Genomic DNA, 19,160 nt, shown 5'->3' with positions numbered 1-19,160 from the left:
GGATAAGTGTGTCCGGGGAAAGGGGAGCTGCGGCCAGTTTCAGATTTATGCAACAGCGCCTTCTGGAGGGTTACGGCAACGGCGTGACTCTGTTGCAGCTTGCAGGCAGCGCGAATACCGTAGATATTTTTGGAAGCATTGATGCAACAGGCGCCGACGCCGACGCCGTTGCCATAGATGCCAGCGCCACGTCAAACGACACGATCCATGTCAGCACATCCGGGACTGTCACTGGTAATATCCGGGCGACCCGTGGCACTGACGTGTTGCGAATCGACGGCTCTGTGGTGGGTGATATAACTTTAGGCCCCGATACGCGCATTGGTGGTACTGGTTCGGTTCTTGGGAATATAGCAGGCCAAGGGATCACTGCGCCCGGCGCGCCGGGAGGTACAGCAGCCTCGTCAATGACCACTTCCCGTTTTGAGCCGACGGACGGTGCGCTTGAAATCACTGTTTTTGGATCAGTAGGGGCTGCAAACAGGCTTCTCGTAACACAGCAGATCTCAGAAGGGTTCCCCGTCGCAGACACCGGCATCGCAGTGCTGAACAATACAACCCTGCGATTGATCGGTACGCCCTTGCAAGGTGACATACAGGCTCCGATCCTGACGACGACCAACGGACTGACTGGCACGTTTGCCCAGGTTGTGGACACTGCAGGTCTGCTGAACTCGGGAAACGAGCGGTTGCAGCATGCTCTTCTTTATACATCCGGCGCCGTTCTGCTGACCAGTATCAGCCCCGCCGCCTTTGATGCGGTCGCGAGCGGCAGCTATTTCGACAGCCTGTCGGTGCTGGATCAGTCACTGACCCAGTCACTGGGCGTGTCCCGCAAGGCACCTTCCGATCCGCAGGGATTTGCCAGAGCAACCGGTGCCTATGCTTCTTTGGGCAAACAGGATGGCGTGGCCGGGTTCAGTATTGGAACCAATGGTCTTTTGGCCGGGATCGATGGCCCTATCGGGCAATGGGGGTATTATGCGCTGTCGCTCGCGCAGACCAAAGCGGATGCTTCGCTGGATCAGGGCGGGGGGAAGCAGGTGATGGACACGCTTTCCACAGGCTTCAGCCTTGGATTCGCAGCTGGGTCGCTCGATATTGCCTTATCAGCCTTCCATGGCGCGGGCGATGTCGCGTATCGGCGCGAAACCGGGTCTGGTACCGCTCACGGCAGCACCGAACAGCACCGCTGGAGCGCAATCATCGGCATCGGTCAGACGATTGCGCACGGCGATTGGCTGCAAGGCTGGCGATCAAGCTTGGCCTATTCCCAAGTGAACGAGGACGCTTTTCGCGAAACCTCGTCTCCTGGTGTGGTCATGCACTTTGAAGATCGCAGCTATGAACGGGTCCGCTTCGGGCTGGGCATGCAGACGGAACGGCGCCTTCAGAAGCTGACACTGTCGCCTTGGCTCAGTGTCGATGCATTATATCACGCGGACATAAAAAGTTCCGACATTCGATACAGCGCGCCCGGCACCAGCGGTGTTCTCGACGGGCGTTCGGCCAAAGGATTCGAACTGCGCCTTGGCGCAGGCGCTTCCTTTACCACCAGCTCTGGCGCGGTTTTGAGCGCGGGGCTTACGGCGAACGGGGGCGAATTGGCGTCTGTCCTGCAATTGGATGCAGGCCTCACCTTTGACTTTTAGGATGTCTTTGAGTTGATCCAGAAGGGACCGGGTCAGACAGGGCTCAGAAAAGGTGCTATGCATGGCGGTTCAGCAGCGTTGAATATCTTTAAGCTGTCGTATTCGGCCACTCATTCCCGTAGCTATTTGACATGTCGCAGAGGTCTCTTTTGACAGATTTAAACCCTTATCTTAATACTAACTTATTCAGTTAAATGATCTTTCCAAGTAGTGTCTATGAAGTTAAGCTCAGATGTATCGCAAACAACGCCGTTTTGCTTTACCCGCAACCCAAAAAGTTGATATGTGAAATGAGTTCTAACCCAACTTTTGCGGAGCCGCAGATGGACACCTTGGAGACACATCAGATTGGTGATGACGGCCTCGCACGGCAACGGCTGCGCCTCTGGCTCCAGATGCTGAAGGCCGTGCGCCACGTTGAAGGATCACTGCGCGAGCGCCTTCGTTCGGGCTATGGCACCACGCTCCCCCGTTTCGATGTCCTTGCTGCGCTGCATGCAGAACCCGATGGCATGAAGATGAGCGAACTCTCCCAACACCTCGTCGTCTCAAACGGCAATGTGACGGGCGTCGTTGACCGCCTCGTGTCCGAAGGGCTGGCTGAACGTCAGAACGTGGCAAGCGACCGCCGCGCGTTCCTTGTTCGGATCACCGACAAAGGCAGAACTCTGATGAACGAAATGACAGAGGAGCATTTGCGCTGGATCGACAAGATGTTTGAGGACGTGTCCGAGCCGGATGCCGCGCGGGGCATTTCGATCATGCTCGATATCCGGCACAAGCATTAAGCATTTCGAGCGCAAAACAACATACAGATCGAACGCGATTCATACTCAAATATTTGATATTTAGTCGAAAAGATGATTCAGCGTATTCCTAAATATTATGTGAGCCCCCCCCTGTTGGAAAGCGGATAGCTTTCACCTCGCGGACTTTTGGGGCAAGATCGGCTGGCCTTCCTGACCAATACGACAGCCTGTGACCGTCCTGAACTTACCATCAATGGCGACCAGGCTGATATTGGGTTCGCTCTGCTTCCCTCCTCGGATCTTTCGCTGTTCCTGATCTGCCCCCGTCGAGTGGTCGGGTATGAATGTTTGTGTATGGTCGGCGCCTGGTGGCCTTTTTCCTGGAGGCCACATTCGTCGGGCTGTTCTTCTTTCGCTGGGACAAGCTGAGCAAGGTCGGCCATCTGGGGGTCGCCTGGCTGGTGGCCATCGGGTCAAACTTTTTCGCGCTCTGGATACGCATCGCAAATGGCTGGATGCAGAACTCGGGGGGCCGAATTCGACCCGATGACCATTCGGATGGAGATGACGGATTTCTTTGCGGTGCTGTTCAACGAGGTTGCGCAAGCGAAGCTCGTGCACACTGTATCTGCCGGCTACGTCAGTGCTTCGGTCTTTGTCATCGGGTGTCCGCCTGTTATCTGCTGCGCCGGCGTCACATTGAACTGGCCCGCCGGTCGATCACCGTGGCTGCGGCCTTTGGGGTGGCGGCGGCATTCTCTGTCGTGTTGCTGGGCGATCAGTCCGGCTATACCGCAACCCACAGCCAAAAAATGAAGCTCACCGCGATCGAGGCGATGTGGGACACCCACCCTGCCCCCGCGCCATTCAGTCTGATCGGCTTTCCGGATCAGGCAGCGCGTGAAACCCATTATACCATCGAAATCCCCTGGGCGATGGGCCTGATCGGCGCCCGGTCCCTGAACACCGAGATCCCGGGCATCAACGATCTGGCGAAAGTTGCCGAGGAACGCATCCGTTCCGGCCTGATCGCCTATGAGGCGCTTATGGACGTGCGCGCCAACCGAGAGGCCAAAAATCCGACCGTCACAGCAACATTCGAGGCACATTCCGCCGATCTTGGCTTTGCCTTGCTGCTGAAGAAATACGTCGACAACCCGCTGGACGCGAGTGAGACGCAGATCAAGGCGGCGGCGGATGACACCGTGCCGATGGTCTGGCCGCTGTCACGGGCTTTCCGCATCATGGTCGGGCTGGGCCTGAGCTTCATCGCAACCATGCTCTACTTCTTCTATTGCGCGTCGTTCAAGGGCATGCGCTTTCCCCGCCCGGCGCTGCATCTGGCGGTGTGGATGATCCCCGCATCCTGGATAGCCGCCGAACTGGGCTGGTTCATCTCCGAATTCGGGCGCCAACCCTGGACCGTGGTTGGCGTGTTGCTGATCGGCTTTGCCATGGGTGTCGGCGCGCTGATCCCCTTTGTAGGCAAGACGGATGTGGAGCTTCGCGTCGCGATCAACACCATCGGCCCGGTCTGGAAGGGCGATCAGGTCTGGTTCATCCTAGGGGGGCGCGATATTTGCCGCATGGCCACCGCTTTATGCGGTCAGCTTTTCGGGATTTTACCTTGCGATGTTCGTCATTCTGGCCTGCTTTATCGCGCGGCCGCTGGCGTTCGTGTATCGTTCAAAACGGGACGATCCGCGCTGGCGCGCGTCTTGGGACTGGGCACTGTTCGCCAGTGGTGCGCTGCCCGCGCTGCTGTTCGGCGTTGCCGTGGGGAATGTCATTCAGGGCGTGCCGTTCCACTTTACTGAAGACCTTTTGCCGATCTACGAAGGCGCTTGGTACATGAAGTTAATCGGCCTGCTGGATCCGTTCTCTCTGCTGGCCGGGGTGGTCTCGCTGTCGATGCTGGTGATGTATGGCGGCGCCTGGCTGACTTTGAAAGCCGGGGGTGTCGTGCAAACCTGCGCCCGGGCCATAGGATCACTTGCGGGGCTGGTCGCGGTCGGGGCCTATGTGCTTGCCGGGGTCTGGATGGCGGTCGGGGTCGAAGGATTCCGCATCGTCGGCGATTACGTCACCGACGGCCCGTCCAACCCGCTGCATTTCGAAGTGGTGCGGACGTCAACCTGGCTTGGCGCCTATCTGAACCGTCCTTGCACCTATAGTGGGGATCGTTGGACGGTTGCTGACCTTCGTCGGTCTGCGGGCAGGGCGCGAAGTTTCGACGCTGCTGTTCTCCAATATGGCAATCCTTAGCGTGATCTCCTCTGTCGGTCTGACGATGTTCCCATTCATCATGCCCAGCTCCAGCGAACCGCCTTCGTCGCTGACGGTTTGGAACAGCTCTTCATCGCATCTGACGCCCAAGGAATGTGCAAAATTGCCCGCAACCCGATCATGACCGGGCTGCGGGGGGACAGCTCGTCGCCGTCAGAGCCAAACGCGCCGTTTCGCAATTGCGATCATCCTTAACGGGATGCGACACCAGCTCGGCATCGACGGCGGCGCCGGGCGCCCACCGTGTTTTTACCCGAGATCACACAGCGGGTTCAGGGTCTGCGTCCTGATAGCTTTCTTGGTTCTACAGCTTTGCAGGCGTTGCGTTGCTTTTTTTGGCGGTGCGAGGCTGCGCTGCCACTGTCGTCTTGGCGAAAAAAAGACCCCGGTGGAGACACCCAACGGAGCCGTTTTCTCAGGCTGGTTTCGGCGCGGACCAGCCCTGTATGTGATCGTGACCCTGTTTATGATCGTGGTCATGGCCCTGTGCATGAGAATGATTGGCACCATTTCCGGCATCAGGATCCAGCGCGCAGACAGAAGCGCTCTGGCCAAAATCGACCTCTATTGTCGAATGGGCGATCCCGTATTCCCGCGACAACAACGCCTTGACCGCGCTCAGAGCGGTGGCCGGATCTGTGCCCTCGGCGAGTTTCACATCCATCGTCGCCGCGGGCTGGCCCGAGGTGATCGACCAGACGTGCACGTGAGTCACGTTGACCAGACCGGGCACCTTTGCGATCAGCGTTTCTTTCAGATCCGCCACTACGACATTGCCCGGCGTTCCCTCCATCAACACGTTGAGCGAGGCCTTGAGCAGCGCCCATGCTGAACGCAGGACGATGGCAGACAGCAGCATCGACAAGATCGGGTCAATCGGGGTCCAGCCGGTGAAGTAGATGGCAATCGCCGCAACAATCGCCGCGACCGAGCCGAGAAGGTCCCCCATCACATGCACCATCGCGCCCTTGATGTTGACGTGATCCCTGTCGCCCTTCATCAGCATCCAGAACACGCCGGCATTGACTGCCAGCCCCAGCACGGCGATCACCAACATCGGCCCCGCCAGAACGGGCGCCGGGTCCAGCAAGCGCTGCACGGCCTCATAAGCGATCCAGATCACCAGCAGAATCAAGGAGATGGCATTGACGAAGCCGGCAAGGATTTCGAAGCGCATATAGCCGAACGTGCGCTTGTCATCCCGCTTGCGGCGCCCAAAGCGGAAACCGGCCCAGGCCAGAGCGAGCGCTGCAGCATCGGTGAACATGTGCCCGGCATCTGCGATCAGCGCGAGGGATCCGGACAGCAGCCCGCCGATCAGTTCCGCAAACATGAACCCGAAGGTCAGAAGAAAGCCGACCAACACGACCTTTTCATTGCTGGCGCTGACGTCCGGGGCATGGCTGTGTCCATCACCGTGGTCGTGGCCTGCGTGATCGTGAGAATGGCCATGGTCTTTGTCGTTGGGCATGGTTGGTCCTTTCGTTTGACCTCTTCAGGCGCGCTCCATCCGGGTCAGGGCGCGGTCGCGTCCCCCGGCTTTCCGACGCCGACATGCCGGACTTCGCCTTACAAGACTTACCGGGATGCGGGTCACAGTTTGTGCTGAATACCCCAGATCTCTTCCGCTTTCCCGTCGATTCTGCGCTGGCGCCGAAGATTTTGCAGTATGTCAAAGCCACATCCTTACATAATCGCGACTGTGCAACCGACAAGCCGCGCGGCGGGCATTCCCGCATCCGAGCTTAAAAGAACCTCCGCATGGTTTACTATGCGAGCCATTGACGGATGCTTCAGAACCTTGGCATCCAGGTCAACCCGGCAATGGGATAAGAATGTAGGGAGTTTTGGCTGTCACACGGTTCGCGCGACAGCGCCTTTCGGCAGCAAACGGTTGCCTGTTGCATTTCGTGACTGGTGGTATTTGGGAATTCCGGACAATCATCGAAGAGCTGCTGGAGCACGCACGGTTTGCGATAGGCAAAGGCTTCGGCCACATCGGGAACAAATCGCCCTTCGTCAAAGCGGGAACACCGCTGAGGACGATTTACAAAGCTCAACTGGACGGCTGACCCCTTCGGGCCGTTGGGGGTGATTACGCGACCGACCCTCCCTTTGAGGGTCGCGTAATCGGCATCACGCCTTGAATTCGGCAGAACGCACCATCTGGCATTTCCAGCCCGCGACGTTCCAGTTGGGGTGTTCGTTCGCCCATTTGGCCAGCTCGGGCTGCGCGCCCATCATGCAGGTCATCGGGGTTATGTCGGTAAACAGCATGCTGCGTTCCCGACATTCTGTCGGAGCGGTGCTCAGGCATGTAACGAAAAGCAGTTCTATCATGGTTGCCTCTTGTCAATGGAGTCGTTGGTCGTAGTGACGAGATTAGAGATAAACCGTTAACTGAGGTTATATCTTGGCGCGCGGCGGGTGCTGCAATGCAGCATTGCCCAAAAATAAGCTTTAAACTTGCGCGTCTGCAGGAGGAGTGGGCATAAAACGAATGTCCACTCAGGATAGCCCCCTTCACAACGACTCTTCATCGGCGCCGAGGCGCATCTTATCGCTGCGCGCCCGGCTGGGCTTGGGCGCCCTTCTGCTGGGGCTGGCGGCGCTGGCAACAACCGCGCTGATCGTGATCGGGATGGACAGTGTTTCGGCGCGCATTGATGCCGCGCTGGCCGCAGAAAAGCGGATCGAGCGCTATTCCGTGCTGTCGACGCAGGTGTCGACCTTTATCGTGGTGGCGGCCGAGGCGAACCAGTCGGGCCTGCCCATGGATGAGCGCACCGCCCGGCTTGAGAGCATAGCGGCCGGCATCACCCGGACCTTTGGGCTGCTGCGACAGGATCTTGAGGCGGCGGTGGCCGAGGCCCGCGCGCTGGGGCTGGATGAACAGTCGCGCCGCGCCACGCAAAGCATTGGCATCGCCCGGATGGAGGCGCTGTTTCTGTCCACGCGCGACGCCTTTTTGACACCTGCGGCGGATCGCGAGCGGTTGCAGGGGTATATCGACGTTTTCGCCATGGGATTCGATCCGCATCTGAACGGTGTCATCACAGCCGAGGTGCGGGCGCGGGATGCCATCCTGTCGGGAATCGAAGATCTGCGCCTCAGGCTGACGCGGATCGCCTTTGGCATTGCTGTAGCGACGCTGCTGCTTATGACGGGGTTCTACCTCGGCCTTGTGCGGCCGCAATTCTCCCGGCTGAACCAGCTGCGCGATGCGACGCGGCAGATCGGGCAAGAGGATTTTGCCATCATCCTGCCCGACCGTCAGCCGGACGAGATTGGCCAGCTGTTCACCGAAACCAACCGCATGGCGCGCGCGCTGGCCCATCGCAAGGCGGCTGTAGATCAAGAATGGTCGCGGCTGAATGCGACGATTGCGGAACGGACAGAGGCGCTGCGCGCCGCCAATGCCGAATTGGCGCAGACAGATGAGAACCGCCGCCGGTTTTTCGCCGATATCAGCCACGAGTTGCGCACGCCGCTGACCGTGATCCTGATGGAGGCGCAGTTGGGCATACAGGGCTTTGCCGAGGCGGCACCGTCCTTTGAGACGATCCGGAACCGGGCGCTGCGCCTGAACCGGCGGATCGACGATCTGCTGCGGATTGCGCGATCAGAAACCGGGCAGCTGGCGCTGTCGGCCAGTGTCTTTGATCTGGCGGAGGTGCTGCGCGATGCGGTCGAGGAGACCCGTGCAGAAGTGCAGAGCGCCGGAATGGTTCTGGAGCTTGCCCCCCCTGCCCCGCTTGCGGTGGTCGGCGATCCCAACTGGCTGCGGCAAGTGGTGGCCGGGCTGATCCGAAATGCCCTGCGCCATGCCCGCGCGGGGGGCCGGATCCGACTGGTCATCGATCGGGCGGGCGGGATGGGCCGGGTGCATGTCAGCGACAATGGTCCGGGCATCGCGCCCGATGATCAGGACGCAGTGTTCGAACGCTTTGCCCAAGGGCGCAGCAGTGCCAAGGCCGAGGGGTTCGGCATCGGCCTGGCGCTGGCGAAGTGGGTGGTCGAGCAGCAGGGCGGCACGATTGCGATGACCAGCCCCCTGCCCCGCGTCGACACCCTCGGTGCCGCACCCGGGACAAAGGTCACGGTGGGCTTGCCGCTGGACATCGCCTAGCGTTGCGAGATGACGCCCCCGACCCGTATCCTGATCGTAGATGACGACCCAGAAATCACCTCGGCCCTCGCGCGGGGGCTGGGGCTGCACGGTTATGACACGCTGAGCGAACACCGGGTCGACAGCGCGTTGCAGCGGGTGCGTGAGGGGGCGCTGGGGGCGGCGATTGTCGATGTGATGATCGGGGCAGACAGCGGTATAGACCTGGTGCGCGCCCTGCGCGCCGAAGGTATCACCCTGCCCATCGTGATGCTGTCAGCCCTGTCCGAAGTCGAGGATCGCGCCAGCGGTCTGGAGGCCGGGGCGGATGATTATATCGTCAAGCCGTTCGCGTTTGACGAGCTGGTGGCGCGGCTCAAGGTGCAGGAGCGTCGTGCGCGCACCGACAGGCCGCACCGGGCACGGCTTGAGGTCGCGACGCGCAGGGTGATCGGGCACAACCGCGAGGTGGTGCTGACCGAGCGTGAATTCCGCCTGCTGCAACTGCTGGCGCTCCATCCCGGGGAGGCGCAGAGCCGGGGGCGGATCTTTGACGCGCTCTGGGCGGGGGATGGGACCAGTTCGGAGAACATCGTCGATGTCTATCTGGGCTATCTGCGCCGCAAGCTGGAGCCTGTCGTGGATTTCGGATTCGAGATCAAGACCCTACGCAACCGGGGATTCATGCTGGACGGCATTGCACCGGACATGCAATAACCCCATGAGATCACGTTATCTTTATTTTTTCTTAGAACATAAGAATTGCGTGGACTCGGGACATGCCGCAGGCTCTGAAAGTGTTCACGTAACCGACCCTTAGGAGGATCTATCATGGCTTGGGCAAAACCAATCATCCGCGAAATCGAATGCGGCATGGAAATCAACATGTACGGACCGGACGCAGACGACGCTGGCGTTCTGTTCTGATCACCAGCGCGCGGAGAGTTGAATGACATTCCGCGCGCGCATCCTTGGGGCAGCTGCCGGTGGCGGTCTGCCCCAATGGAACTGTGGTTGCCAGAACTGCAACCTTGCGCGCGCGGGAGAGATCCCGGCGCAATCGCAGTCCTCGCTGGCCGTTAGCGCAAACGGTACTGACTGGGCGATCCTGAACGCATCCCCCGATATTCGACAGCAACTGGCCGACTGCCCTGCCCTGCATCCAACGGGCCTGCGCGACATGCCGCTGCGGTCCGTACTGGTGACAAACGGCGATATCGACCATGTTGCCGGATTGCTGACACTGCGCGAAATGCAGCCCTTCACCGTTTACGCGACGTCCGGCATTCATGATGTGCTGGACGCTAACCCGATATTCTCAGCCCTCAATGAAAAAGTGGTTAAGCGCGCGACCATCGCGCTGGAAGCGCCGGTTGAAATCGCACCCGGGCTGATTGCGACGCTGTTTGCGGTGCCCGGTAAGGTGCCGCTTTACCTTGAAGGCGACACTGTCCAGACCGATCTGATCGGTGATCAGACCGTGGGTGTGCATCTGCAGGCAGGCGAGACGGATGCTTATTACATCCCCGGCTGTGCGCTGATGAATGATGATTTGCGCGCGCGGCTGAACGGGGCTGCGCTGGTGTTCTTTGACGGCACGCTCTGGCAGGATGACGAGATGGTTCTGGCGGGTCTGGGCACCAAGACCGGCAAGCGCATGGGCCATATGTCGATGAGCGGGCCGGACGGGTCCATGGCCGCGTTTGAACCGCTGGAAGTGGGCCGCAAGGTCTATGTCCACATGAACAACACAAACCCTGTGCTGCGGCCAGAGTCGGACGAACGCGCAGCGGCGCAGGCGGCGGGCTGGACCATCGGACAGGACGGAATGGAGATCACCACATGACCCAGAGCCGCGACGATTTCGAAGCCCGGTTGCGCCAGATCGGCGCCGATCGCTATCACGACAAACATCCGTTTCACCACCTGCTGCACGGCGGCGATTGCACCCCCGATCAGGTGCGCGCCTGGGTGATCAACCGCTACTATTACCAGCACTCAATCCCGATGAAGGATGCGGCGTTCATGTCGCGGGTCGAGGATGCGAAACTGCGCAAGATTTGGCGGTCGCGGATCGAAGATCACGACGGCACCGACACCAACGAGGGCGGTATCCAGCGCTGGCTGCGTCTGGCCGCGGCGGTGGGGCTGGACCGCGACTATGTGGCGTCCACGCAGGGTGTGCTGCCGGCCACAAAATTTGCCGTCGATGCCTATGTGCGCTTTGTGCGGGACAAGACGCTGCTTGAGGCGGTGGCCGCGTCCCTGACCGAATTGTTCGCGCCAAAGATCCACAAGGACCGGATCGCCGGCTTGCTGCAAAACTATGATTTTGCGGATGATTCCTCGCTGTCCTATTTCCAGAACCGGCTGAAAGAGGCGCCGAAGGATGTTGCATTCGGGCTGTCCTGGGTACTGGATCATGCCGACACGCAGGAAAAGCAGGACGCTGCCGCCCGCGCGCTGGAGTTCAAGACAGATGTGCTGTGGGCGCAGCTAGATGCGCTGTATTCGGCCTATGTTGCCCCGGCGCGGATCCCGCCGGGTGGCTGGCAGCCGCATGAGGGGCTGGCGGTGGCCGTGGCCCGGGCGTCATGATTGGCCCAGAGGACGTGCCCTACCTGCCCCGCGGTGTGCGGGTGCATCGTGACCGCGTGCGCGACGCCTGGGTGCTGCTGGCGCCCGAGCGCGCCATCACGCTGGACGCCATCGGCCATGCGATCCTGAGCGAGATCGACGGCGCGCGCAGTTTTGGTGAGATCACCGCTGCGCTCGCGGCAAAATACAACGCCCCGGCCGAAGATATCGCGAAGGACTCCGCCGGGTTTCTGGGGGCCTTGCAGGACCGCCGTTTTCTGGAGGTGATGCCATGACCATCCGCCCGCCGATTGCCATGCTGGCCGAGCTGACGCATCGCTGTCCCCTGTCCTGCCCCTATTGTTCGAACCCGCTGGAACTGGCCCGGCAGGCGCAGGAGCTGGATACCGAAACCTGGGTGTCGGTGTTCCGGCAAGCGGCGGATCTGGGCGTGTTGCAGCTGCACCTGTCCGGGGGTGAACCCGCGTCGCGGCGCGATCTGGTAGAGCTTGTCCGGGCGGCGCGGGAAGTGGGGTTGTACACCAACCTCATCACCTCGGGCATTGGTCTGTCCGAGCGGCGTTTGCAGGAGCTGGACGCGGCGGGGCTGGATCATATCCAGCTGTCCCTGCAGGGGACGGATGCGGCGATGGCCGATGAGATCGGCGGATATGCCGGTGGTTTCAAGCGCAAGATGCAGGTTGCAGAGTGGATTGGTGCGATTGGTTTTCCCCTGACGCTGAACGCTGTGCTGCATCGCAGAAACCTGCACCAGTTGCCGCGGGCCATTGAAATGGCTGAGGACATGGGCGCGCGGCGGATCGAGGTGGCGACGGTGCAGTTTCACGGCTGGGCGCTGAAGAACCGGAATGCGCTGATGCCGACACGCGAGCAGGCGCGCGAGGCGGATGCCATCGTACGCGAGGCGCGTATTCGCCTGAAGGGGCGGCTGGTCATTGATTATGTGCCTGCGGATTATCATTCGGACTACCCGAAGCGCTGCATGGGCGGCTGGGGTACGACCGGGCTGAACGTGACGCCCGAGGGCAAGGTGCTGCCCTGCCACGCGGCAGAGAGCATCCCGCATCTGGTGTTCGATAACGTGAAAGATGCCAGTTTGCACCAGATATGGTATGAGGGCGCTGCCTTTCAGGCCTATCGTGGGACAGACTGGATGCAGGAGCCCTGCAAATCCTGCGAACGCAAGACTGTCGATTTTGGCGGATGTCGCTGTCAGGCGATGGCGATTGTCGGCGATGCAAATGCCACCGATCCGGTCTGTATCAAGTCGCCCCATCACGCGGCGCTACAGGCCCAGACAGAGGCCCATGCGACGGCCGAGGGCAGCGAACTGGTCTATCGTGCCGCCCCCGGAAAGACCGTCCCGGAGCCAGTCGAATAGGCCGGTCCTGTCCCGCAAAAACGCCATATGGAACGCGTATGGTTTTGATATGGAAACCGTATGGCTGCGATGCGGCGGCTGGACAGGAACAGGTTCCCCGCGGGGAACCCCCTCCATTGGCGTTGCGCGCCGTCTGACCCCGGATTTGCGTATTTGGAAAGAGAAGAAGGGCAGGGGTTTGCGGCCCCTGCCCTTCTTGCTGTTTTGCCTTCATCTGCCCTGTTCAGACAGGTTGAGACCTGCACCCGGAATGCACCCGCTATTCGTCGAGCTGGTCGAGAAAGGCTGTCAGAGCTTCTTCCAGTCGACGCCGGTCCTTCGCCGAAAAGTCGGTATCAAGCCGGAGTTCAAGGCGACCATGCGAAGCTGTGACACGCGCCGCGCCCCCGGCCCGTTCGATGCGGAACGTGGTGCGCGCCGGGCGGGGTTGCTGCGGACTGCGCGCGCTGGGGCGCGGTGTTTCCGGGGCGGTGGCGGTGGCATGACGTGACAGAACACCAAGCTCTGCCTCGGCCGTACGCGGGGTGGGCAGGGCCGCCAGATCGCGCAGAACCTTTGCCGCCAGACCGGGCATCTCTTGCAGGCGTTTGCGCAGATCAAGGCCAAGAGCACGCGGTATCGCCTGAGGCTGGGTGAGGCCGGATCCGATCTCTTCGAGCATCTGGGCAAAGGCGCGCACATAGCTGCGCTTTTGTTTGTTGGCGGAGCGGTAAAGTTCCAGAACAGCAGTATCCACATCGTTGATCACCGTGGCCGGGTCCGCGGCATAGTCCCGCGCGAGCATCGCCATTTCAGCAAAGGAGATGTCCTTGCGCACGAGGTTTTCATCCACCATCCGGCGGTAGAGCGATTCAAGTGTCTCGCCCCGAGCGAGGATCGAGGCGGGCACCCTGCCCCATTTTTCGGAATCGCCGGTTTCCGCCAGCAACGCGCGCCAGGCCGAAAGACGCCGAAAGCCCTGGATCAGCTCGTACTCTCCATCGCCCACCTGTTCGACCTGGATCGGGTTTGACAGACCGATGGCGCGGATTGAATCCTTGAGTTCGGACAGATCGTCCTGACCATCCTGCGCGCGGTCGCGCAAAAGCTTGGTCGTGACAATCGCATCGACCGGAATCAGATCGGTGATCAGCCCAGCCTTTTTCAGCCGCACATGTTCATGCGCGAGGCGGTCGTTTTCGGCACGGATCTGCGCCTCTATGTCCGCGCGGGAGGCGAGGGATTCACCGGTTTCACGCACAGCCGAGGCCATGGGACCGCGACGCGCCTCGGGCTTGGGGACGAGCGGTTGCGCGGCAGGAGCGGCGGGGGCTTCGTCCTCTGGGAGGTCGATGTCGAAGATGCGGCGTTTTTTACTCATGCTACGTCCTCCAGCTGATCCCAAGTGGCGAGGATGCTGTCGCGGAATTCCTCGTAGGCCTGGTCGAATGTGGCGCGGGCGCGGCGCCATGTTTCGCGGGTCATATCGCGATAGTCGATTTCATAGACCGAGGACAGGAAACGCCCGGACTGTTCGACGGCACGCGTCATCTCGATCGGGTGTTGGGCCACGTGGCCTTCGAACACCTTGCGGAAGGCGTCGAACATGGCGCGGTGCAGATCATTACCCGGCTCGTAGCGGGTCATCAGGAAACGGATATCGAGAAATATCTTGGGCAGGGGGAGGTTCCCCGCGGGGAACCCCGCCGAAAGATCCCCCAGCGCCTCGGACAGCTGGCCGATAAAGGAAGTTGTGGAATCGTATTCCCAGTAGCCGGGGCCGGAGGGGATGTAGAGCATGTCGGCGGCGAAGACCGCATTCATGCTTTGATAGCCGATGGCGGGGGGGCAGTCGAAGATCACGAGGTCATAGGCATCCGCCGCGATCCCGTCGAGAAAGCGCGACACGGCGGCAAAGAACGACCAGTCGGGGTTGAGGTGGCGGTACTGGGCCGAGGCGAATTCGACAAAGGCCGCATTGGCGCAGGAGGGGACAATGTCGATGGAGGGCCATGCGGTGGAGCGGATGAAATCGGTGTTGCGCAGGGCGCCAAGGCCCATGTCACGGATTGACGCCGGCAACTGGCGGGTGGGCACGCGGGCGCCGGTTTCGGCGGCGACGGGGGCGGCGTTCATCCGGTCGGTTTCGCGGATCAGGTCGCGGGCCATGATGCCCCAGACGGTGAAATCCTCGGCCACGTCCGTCAGGCCCATGGAATGCGAGAGGGTCGCCTGCGGGTCGAAATCGACCACCAGCACGCGGTAGCCATCAAGGGCGGCGGCATGGGCGAAATGCAGCGCCACGGTGGACTTGCCGGCACCGCCCTTGAAGTTGGCGATGGCGGCGCGGAAGGCGCGTTTGTTGGCGGGGCGTTTTGGCAGGAGCGAGCGGCGGTTGATCTTCATGCGGCGGCGGATCTCGTTGATCTCGTCCAGGGTGTACCAGCGCTGGCGACCGTCTTCCTCGACCAGCCCGTCGGGGAGGGAGGGGTCGGCGGCAAGGCGGCCGCGGAAGGTGGATTGGTTCACCTTCAGGATCAGCTCGGACACTTCCCAGCTGGAAAAGCGGCGCAGGGTCTTTTCATTCTCGGGTGAGAAGGTCTGCTTGCGGATGTAGCTTTGCATCTTGAGCGACTTTGCCTGGAGCGCGGCCAGGTCTTCATGTGTGTAAGGCACGGGGCTATTCCTGTTTTGGGGACGCTTATGGCGGCTCTTCTTCTATTTACGTGCATTTGCGCAATTTGGCAAAAGTTAATACGCTTTGAATAGGTAAAAAGGTACTTTGGTCTAACTGTCCTGAAACCTTTGGCTTTTTCGGCGCAACCGATTCGGACTGAGGCGCGCCACAGGTGGCAGACCACCCCGAATTTAGGGGGACAAGGTTGGCGCACATACCAGCCTTTGGGGGACAAAACTGACCCATAGGGGGTCACCCTGTGTGTCCCCCTATACCTTTGAAACCCAATTTTCATCTTTGAATTGGACGGAGGCAGCGGCTGTTCCAGAAATCGACTTGACAGAATCGAGTCTGCGGACGCTAATTAGGGCAAGTTGGCAAAGAGCGTTGGTTAACCAAAGCCACAGACCGACACGGACGCTAATCAGTGTCCCAGAGGCAGTTAAGCGTTTCGGCGCGACGCAGACAAGGAACGGGCGGATGATCGTCACACAACCAGTGGGCCGATACGCGGCGTCGCGCAAATATGATGTGCTGACCGCGCTCGGTGCCTATGCACTGGCGCAGGAGAAGGGCATGCAGCGGCTGGTGCTGCGGCTGCTGACGCTGATCACGGCGCGCTACAACTGGAAGGCGGATGAGCTGGTCGTCGGGCGGCGCGAGATGGCGCGGCTGTGGTGTGTGGATGAACGCACGGTCAAGCGCGAGACGGCGAAGCTGCGCGCCATGGGCTGGCTTGAGGTCAAACGGCCGGGTGTGCGCGGGCGGATCACGTCCTATGCGCTGCGGCTGGACCGGGTGCTGGAGGATACGCGCATGGCCTGGGGCAATGTGGGTGAGGATTTCGAAGCGCGCATGGGCATGTCGACAGGCGAGGCGCCGCAGCAGGGATCGGTTGTGCCGTTCCCGGGTGCGGCCAAACCGACGCCGCCGGACCTGACGCGGGGCGACGTGTGGTCGCTGGCGCTGGGTCTGCTCTACAGTGAGGATGCGCAGAGCTATGGTGCCTGGCTGCGCGCGCTGAGCGTGCATCAGACCACGGGCGACCGGTTGCTGCTGATGGCGCCAAGCCGGTTCCATGCGCATTACGTGCAGACCCATCTGCTGGACCGGGTGACACGGGCCGTACGGTCGGTCGAGCCGGAGCTGGGGCGGGTTGCGCTGCTCTATCCCGGGGCCGAGGGGTAGGGGCGCACTGCACCGTTCAAAAGGTTTGGGACATCCGGCGGCGCTGCGCTAGCTTCACCCATACTGGTACGGAGCATTGCGGATGGCGCGTTTCTTATCCCTTCTGACCCTCGTCTGTTTCGGCCTCGCGCAGCCTGCCGCTGCGGCGCCGCAAGAGCGCGATGCCTTCATGGCGCTGGCGAAAAAGGGCTGGGTCTATGAATTGCGCAGCGCGATGTGGCGGCATGATCCGCTTATCCCGCCTATCGTGATCAATGGCCGGGACATGGCTGGTGCGGCGCTGTGCCTCGTCGGAGAGCGCCCGCATCCCCAGACTCGGGTGGTGATCGACAGCTTTCGCGCGCTGATGGCAGAGATCTTTGGCAAGGGGCTGCCGCTGCGCTATGCCGGGGAGGATGGCGCGGCCTGCGGTACGGGACGGGTGGTCACGGTGCGGCTGTATTCCGACCGTCCGCCGCAGGGGGCGTTCAATGCGGATCTGCGGCGCATGGATGAGGTGTTTCAGTTCGGCCTGCCCAAGGGGCGCGATCAGGTGGTGATGTCGCCGGCACAGGCGCAGACGTTTTTTGGCCGTAACGGGCGGGCGACCCATGTCATGGTCAAGCAGCCCGCGCCGGGTGAGACGACGGATCTTGAGACGGCATTTTATGCCTCGATCCTGATCGAAGAATTGTATCAGAGTTTTACCTTTGGCATGGATATCCTGCATTTTGATCCGGACACGGCCTTTCTGTCCAAACTTGAGGAATATCCGGTCAACCTGCGGACGCTGCCCTGGGGGTCGGCGCGGTATATGGAAGGGTTGCTGACATCCAATCCCTATGGGCTGTGCCGGTTCGATGTCTTCATGCTGCACGCACTGGCAGAGGCGCCGGTGGTTCAGACCAATTCCGAGGAATTTCTTGACTATATCGCGACCGATTTTGAGCGGCTTGAGGCCGAAACCAATGTGACGCTGACGCATGCGGCCTATGCGCCCATCCTCGACAAGGATTGCGGCGTGGCGGAGGAGTAGCGACTGCTACCTTGGCACAGGTTTGTGGATTGTGTGGCCTCGGCTAGGCTTTGATCCAGCGACCGCCGGACAGGGCGGCAGGGGAGGGGTCATGGACGCAACGGCGGATCACGTGCCGGACGGTGTCGGCGCACTGGCGCGGCATCTGGCCGAGGGGCTGATCGGGCATGAGGTGTTGATCGAGCGGCTGCTGATCGGGGTTCTGGCCGGGGGGCATCTGCTGATCGAAGGGGCGCCCGGATTGGCCAAGACGCGCGCGGTCAAGCGGTTGGCGGAGGCGATGGATGGCAGCTTTGCCCGCATTCAGTGCACGCCTGACCTCATGCCGTCCGATCTGACCGGCACGCCGGTGTTCCGCCCCCAAAGCGGCACATTCGAATTTGTGCCCGGGCCGGTATTTCACAATCTTGTGCTGGTGGACGAGATCAACCGTGCCCCGCCCAAGGTTCAGTCCGCCCTGCTTGAGGCGATGGCGGAAGGTCAGGTGACGTCGGGCAATGCGACGATGCGGTTGCCTGATCCGTTTCTGGTGGTGGCGACGCAGAACCCCATCGAACATGACGGCACGTTTCCCCTGCCCGAGGCGCAGCTGGACCGGTTTCTGATGCATGTGGTGTTGCGGCTGCCGGACCCCGCGACCGAACGGCGCATTCTGGATCTGGTCGAGGCAGAAGGGCAGGGGGTGCAGGCCGCGCCGATGTCGCTGTCCCTAGAGGAGGTGCGCGCGGCGCGCAAGGATGCGATGGCGGTGCATCTGTCCGCACCGTTGCGCGATTACATCGTGCGGCTGGTGACGGCGACGCGCAGCGACAGCCATGCGCAGGATATCGATCATGCGGTCAGTCCGCGTGGATCGCTGGCACTGGCGGGGGCGGCCAAGGCGCGCGCCTACCTGAAGGGGCGCGATTTTGCCCTGCCCGAGGATGTGGCCGAGGTGGCGGGGGATGCGCTGGCGCATCGGATGGTGATGACCTGGCGCGCGGTGGCCGAGGGGCGCACGGCACGGGCGCTGATCGCGGATGTGGTTGCCACGGTCGAGGCGCTGTGAATCCGGCGCTGGATGTCCCGGGCATCGCCCTGCGGGCTGAGGCGCTGATTGCCATGCGTGCCGGGACCGGCGCGCAGGAGGGGCCGCTGTCGGCGCTGCCCGGCGGGTTCGTGACGAAACGGCGGGGGCACGGGCAGGAGGTTGCGGATGTGCGCGCCTATGTGGCGGGGGATGACATCCGGCATCTGGATCGTGGGGCGACGGCGCGCACCGGCGCGCTGCATGTGCGTCAGTTTCAGGAGGAACGTGATCGCGTGACGCTGCTGGTGGCGGATTTCCGGCCCTGCATGCTTTGGGGGACGCGGCGGGCGTTTCGCTCTGTCGCGGCGGCAGAGGCGCTGGCGATGATCGGCTGGCGCGGGGTCGCAGAGGGCGGGCGCGTCGGCCTGTTCGCACTCGGGGCGGGGGATCCGGTTGTGGTGCCGGTGCGCGGGCGTGTTCGGGGCATGCTGGGGGTGATCGGCGGGATGGTGCGCGCG

19 protein-coding genes and 1 pseudogene are annotated in these 19,160 nt (G+C 61.6%); 16 read left to right on the top strand and 4 right to left on the bottom strand.

What is annotated here, in order from left to right:
• The 4 genes and pseudogenes from P775_RS03895 to P775_RS29555 form a co-directional block, all read left to right on the top strand.
• Positions 1-1,652 (top strand): autotransporter outer membrane beta-barrel domain-containing protein (locus P775_RS03895; protein WP_218967622.1); only part of this gene is annotated, 1,652 nt, incomplete at its 5' end.
• Positions 1,653-1,975: 323 nt separating this feature from the next.
• A complete protein-coding gene (locus tag P775_RS03890) occupies positions 1,976-2,440 on the top strand; it encodes a MarR family winged helix-turn-helix transcriptional regulator (protein WP_099909733.1) in 465 nt (154 codons plus the stop codon).
• A gap of 305 nt (positions 2,441-2,745) precedes the next feature.
• Positions 2,746-4,572 (top strand): annotated as a pseudogene (cydB, locus tag P775_RS29705) (cytochrome d ubiquinol oxidase subunit II); the annotation flags it as partial.
• Positions 4,573-4,574: 2 nt separating this feature from the next.
• Entirely contained in the window at positions 4,575-4,811 is a 237-nt protein-coding gene (locus P775_RS29555) for a cytochrome d ubiquinol oxidase subunit II (RefSeq protein ID WP_342749633.1), read from the top strand.
• Between the two features lie 291 nt (positions 4,812-5,102).
• Here the strand turns inward: P775_RS29555 and P775_RS03880 are convergent, their stop codons facing one another.
• A complete protein-coding gene (locus tag P775_RS03880; RefSeq protein WP_099909732.1) occupies positions 5,103-6,158 on the bottom strand; it encodes a cation diffusion facilitator family transporter in 1,056 nt (351 codons plus the stop codon).
• Positions 6,159-6,534: 376 nt separating this feature from the next.
• On the opposite strand from P775_RS03880, the gene P775_RS03875 reads away from it, so the two are divergent.
• Complete coding sequence (locus tag P775_RS03875; protein ID WP_099909731.1) at positions 6,535-6,759, top strand: hypothetical protein; 225 nt, start codon at positions 6,535-6,537, stop codon at positions 6,757-6,759.
• A gap of 64 nt (positions 6,760-6,823) precedes the next feature.
• Here the strand turns inward: P775_RS03875 and P775_RS03870 are convergent, their stop codons facing one another.
• On the bottom strand, positions 6,824-6,964 hold the full coding sequence (locus P775_RS03870) for a hypothetical protein (protein WP_245875556.1): 141 nt from the start codon (positions 6,962-6,964) through the stop codon (positions 6,824-6,826).
• A 223-nt stretch (positions 6,965-7,187) separates the two neighbouring features.
• Between P775_RS03870 and P775_RS03865 the strand changes: the two genes are divergently transcribed.
• From P775_RS03865 to pqqE, 7 genes are all read left to right on the top strand, one after another.
• Positions 7,188-8,816: a sensor histidine kinase gene (locus tag P775_RS03865; protein ID WP_099909729.1), complete on the top strand. Its 1,629-nt coding sequence runs from the start codon at positions 7,188-7,190 to the stop codon at positions 8,814-8,816.
• A 9-nt stretch (positions 8,817-8,825) separates the two neighbouring features.
• Positions 8,826-9,512 (top strand): response regulator transcription factor, encoded by a 687-nt coding sequence (locus P775_RS03860; RefSeq protein ID WP_099909728.1) that lies wholly within the window; start codon positions 8,826-8,828, stop codon positions 9,510-9,512.
• A gap of 114 nt (positions 9,513-9,626) precedes the next feature.
• Complete coding sequence (pqqA, locus tag P775_RS03855; protein WP_089272307.1) at positions 9,627-9,722, top strand: pyrroloquinoline quinone precursor peptide PqqA; 96 nt, start codon at positions 9,627-9,629, stop codon at positions 9,720-9,722.
• 22 nt (positions 9,723-9,744) lie between these two features.
• Entirely contained in the window at positions 9,745-10,641 is an 897-nt protein-coding gene (gene pqqB / locus P775_RS03850; protein WP_099909727.1) for a pyrroloquinoline quinone biosynthesis protein PqqB, read from the top strand.
• Positions 10,638-11,393: a pyrroloquinoline-quinone synthase PqqC gene (gene pqqC / locus P775_RS03845; protein WP_099909726.1), complete on the top strand. Its 756-nt coding sequence runs from the start codon at positions 10,638-10,640 to the stop codon at positions 11,391-11,393. Before pqqB ends, pqqC begins: the two co-directional genes overlap by 4 nt.
• The gene (pqqD, locus tag P775_RS03840; RefSeq protein WP_099909725.1) at positions 11,390-11,668 is read left to right on the top strand and encodes a pyrroloquinoline quinone biosynthesis peptide chaperone PqqD; all 279 of its coding nucleotides are present in this window, start codon (positions 11,390-11,392) and stop codon (positions 11,666-11,668) included. Before pqqC ends, pqqD begins: the two co-directional genes overlap by 4 nt.
• Complete coding sequence (gene pqqE / locus P775_RS03835) at positions 11,665-12,774, top strand: pyrroloquinoline quinone biosynthesis protein PqqE (protein ID WP_099909724.1); 1,110 nt, start codon at positions 11,665-11,667, stop codon at positions 12,772-12,774. The genes pqqD and pqqE overlap by 4 nt, the downstream gene beginning before the upstream one ends.
• Before the next feature lie 259 nt (positions 12,775-13,033).
• Here pqqE and P775_RS03830 read toward each other — a convergent pair whose 3' ends face one another.
• Positions 13,034-14,134 (bottom strand): ParB/RepB/Spo0J family partition protein, encoded by a 1,101-nt coding sequence (locus P775_RS03830; protein WP_099909723.1) that lies wholly within the window; start codon positions 14,132-14,134, stop codon positions 13,034-13,036.
• Positions 14,131-15,378, bottom strand: a complete 1,248-nt coding sequence (locus P775_RS03825) for an AAA family ATPase (RefSeq protein WP_099909736.1) — start codon at positions 15,376-15,378, stop codon at positions 14,131-14,133. Before P775_RS03825 ends, P775_RS03830 begins: the two co-directional genes overlap by 4 nt.
• A gap of 532 nt (positions 15,379-15,910) precedes the next feature.
• Here P775_RS03825 and P775_RS03820 point away from each other — a divergent pair.
• From P775_RS03820 to P775_RS03805, 4 genes are all read left to right on the top strand, one after another.
• A complete protein-coding gene (locus tag P775_RS03820) occupies positions 15,911-16,618 on the top strand; it encodes a DnaA N-terminal domain-containing protein (RefSeq protein WP_099909722.1) in 708 nt (235 codons plus the stop codon).
• Positions 16,619-16,700: 82 nt separating this feature from the next.
• Positions 16,701-17,633 (top strand): hypothetical protein, encoded by a 933-nt coding sequence (locus tag P775_RS03815; RefSeq protein WP_245875555.1) that lies wholly within the window; start codon positions 16,701-16,703, stop codon positions 17,631-17,633.
• Positions 17,634-17,724: 91 nt separating this feature from the next.
• Positions 17,725-18,681 (top strand): AAA family ATPase, encoded by a 957-nt coding sequence (locus P775_RS03810; RefSeq protein ID WP_099909721.1) that lies wholly within the window; start codon positions 17,725-17,727, stop codon positions 18,679-18,681.
• Positions 18,678-19,160: DUF58 domain-containing protein (locus P775_RS03805; protein ID WP_143520793.1), on the top strand; the 483-nt coding region annotated here is incomplete at its 3' end. The genes P775_RS03810 and P775_RS03805, both read left to right, overlap by 4 nt.

The organism is Puniceibacterium antarcticum, assembly GCF_002760615.1.
Lineage (GTDB): Bacteria > Pseudomonadota > Alphaproteobacteria > Rhodobacterales > Rhodobacteraceae > Puniceibacterium > Puniceibacterium antarcticum.
The sequence above is the reverse complement of the archived record's forward strand: the minus strand, read 5'-3'. Positions and strand labels throughout refer to the sequence as shown.

Bases quoted from the DNA above. Each gene is read 5' to 3' on its own strand.
- P775_RS03890 (WP_099909733.1), top strand. From the start codon at position 1,976: ATGGACACCTTGGAGACACATCAGATTGGTGATGACGGCCTCGCACGG.
- P775_RS03880 (WP_099909732.1), bottom strand. From the start codon at position 6,158: ATGCCCAACGACAAAGACCATGGCCATTCTCACGATCACGCAGGCCAC.
- P775_RS03870 (WP_245875556.1), bottom strand. From the start codon at position 6,964: ATGCTGTTTACCGACATAACCCCGATGACCTGCATGATGGGCGCGCAG.
- P775_RS03865 (WP_099909729.1), top strand. From the start codon at position 7,188: ATGTCCACTCAGGATAGCCCCCTTCACAACGACTCTTCATCGGCGCCG.
- P775_RS03860 (WP_099909728.1), top strand. From the start codon at position 8,826: ATGACGCCCCCGACCCGTATCCTGATCGTAGATGACGACCCAGAAATC.
- pqqA (WP_089272307.1), top strand. From the start codon at position 9,627: ATGGCTTGGGCAAAACCAATCATCCGCGAAATCGAATGCGGCATGGAA.
- pqqB (WP_099909727.1), top strand. From the start codon at position 9,745: ATGACATTCCGCGCGCGCATCCTTGGGGCAGCTGCCGGTGGCGGTCTG.
- pqqC (WP_099909726.1), top strand. From the start codon at position 10,638: ATGACCCAGAGCCGCGACGATTTCGAAGCCCGGTTGCGCCAGATCGGC.
- pqqD (WP_099909725.1), top strand. From the start codon at position 11,390: ATGATTGGCCCAGAGGACGTGCCCTACCTGCCCCGCGGTGTGCGGGTG.
- pqqE (WP_099909724.1), top strand. From the start codon at position 11,665: ATGACCATCCGCCCGCCGATTGCCATGCTGGCCGAGCTGACGCATCGC.
- P775_RS03830 (WP_099909723.1), bottom strand. From the start codon at position 14,134: ATGAGTAAAAAACGCCGCATCTTCGACATCGACCTCCCAGAGGACGAA.
- P775_RS03825 (WP_099909736.1), bottom strand. From the start codon at position 15,378: ATGCAAAGCTACATCCGCAAGCAGACCTTCTCACCCGAGAATGAAAAG.
- P775_RS03820 (WP_099909722.1), top strand. From the start codon at position 15,911: ATGATCGTCACACAACCAGTGGGCCGATACGCGGCGTCGCGCAAATAT.
- P775_RS03815 (WP_245875555.1), top strand. From the start codon at position 16,701: ATGGCGCGTTTCTTATCCCTTCTGACCCTCGTCTGTTTCGGCCTCGCG.
- P775_RS03810 (WP_099909721.1), top strand. From the start codon at position 17,725: ATGGACGCAACGGCGGATCACGTGCCGGACGGTGTCGGCGCACTGGCG.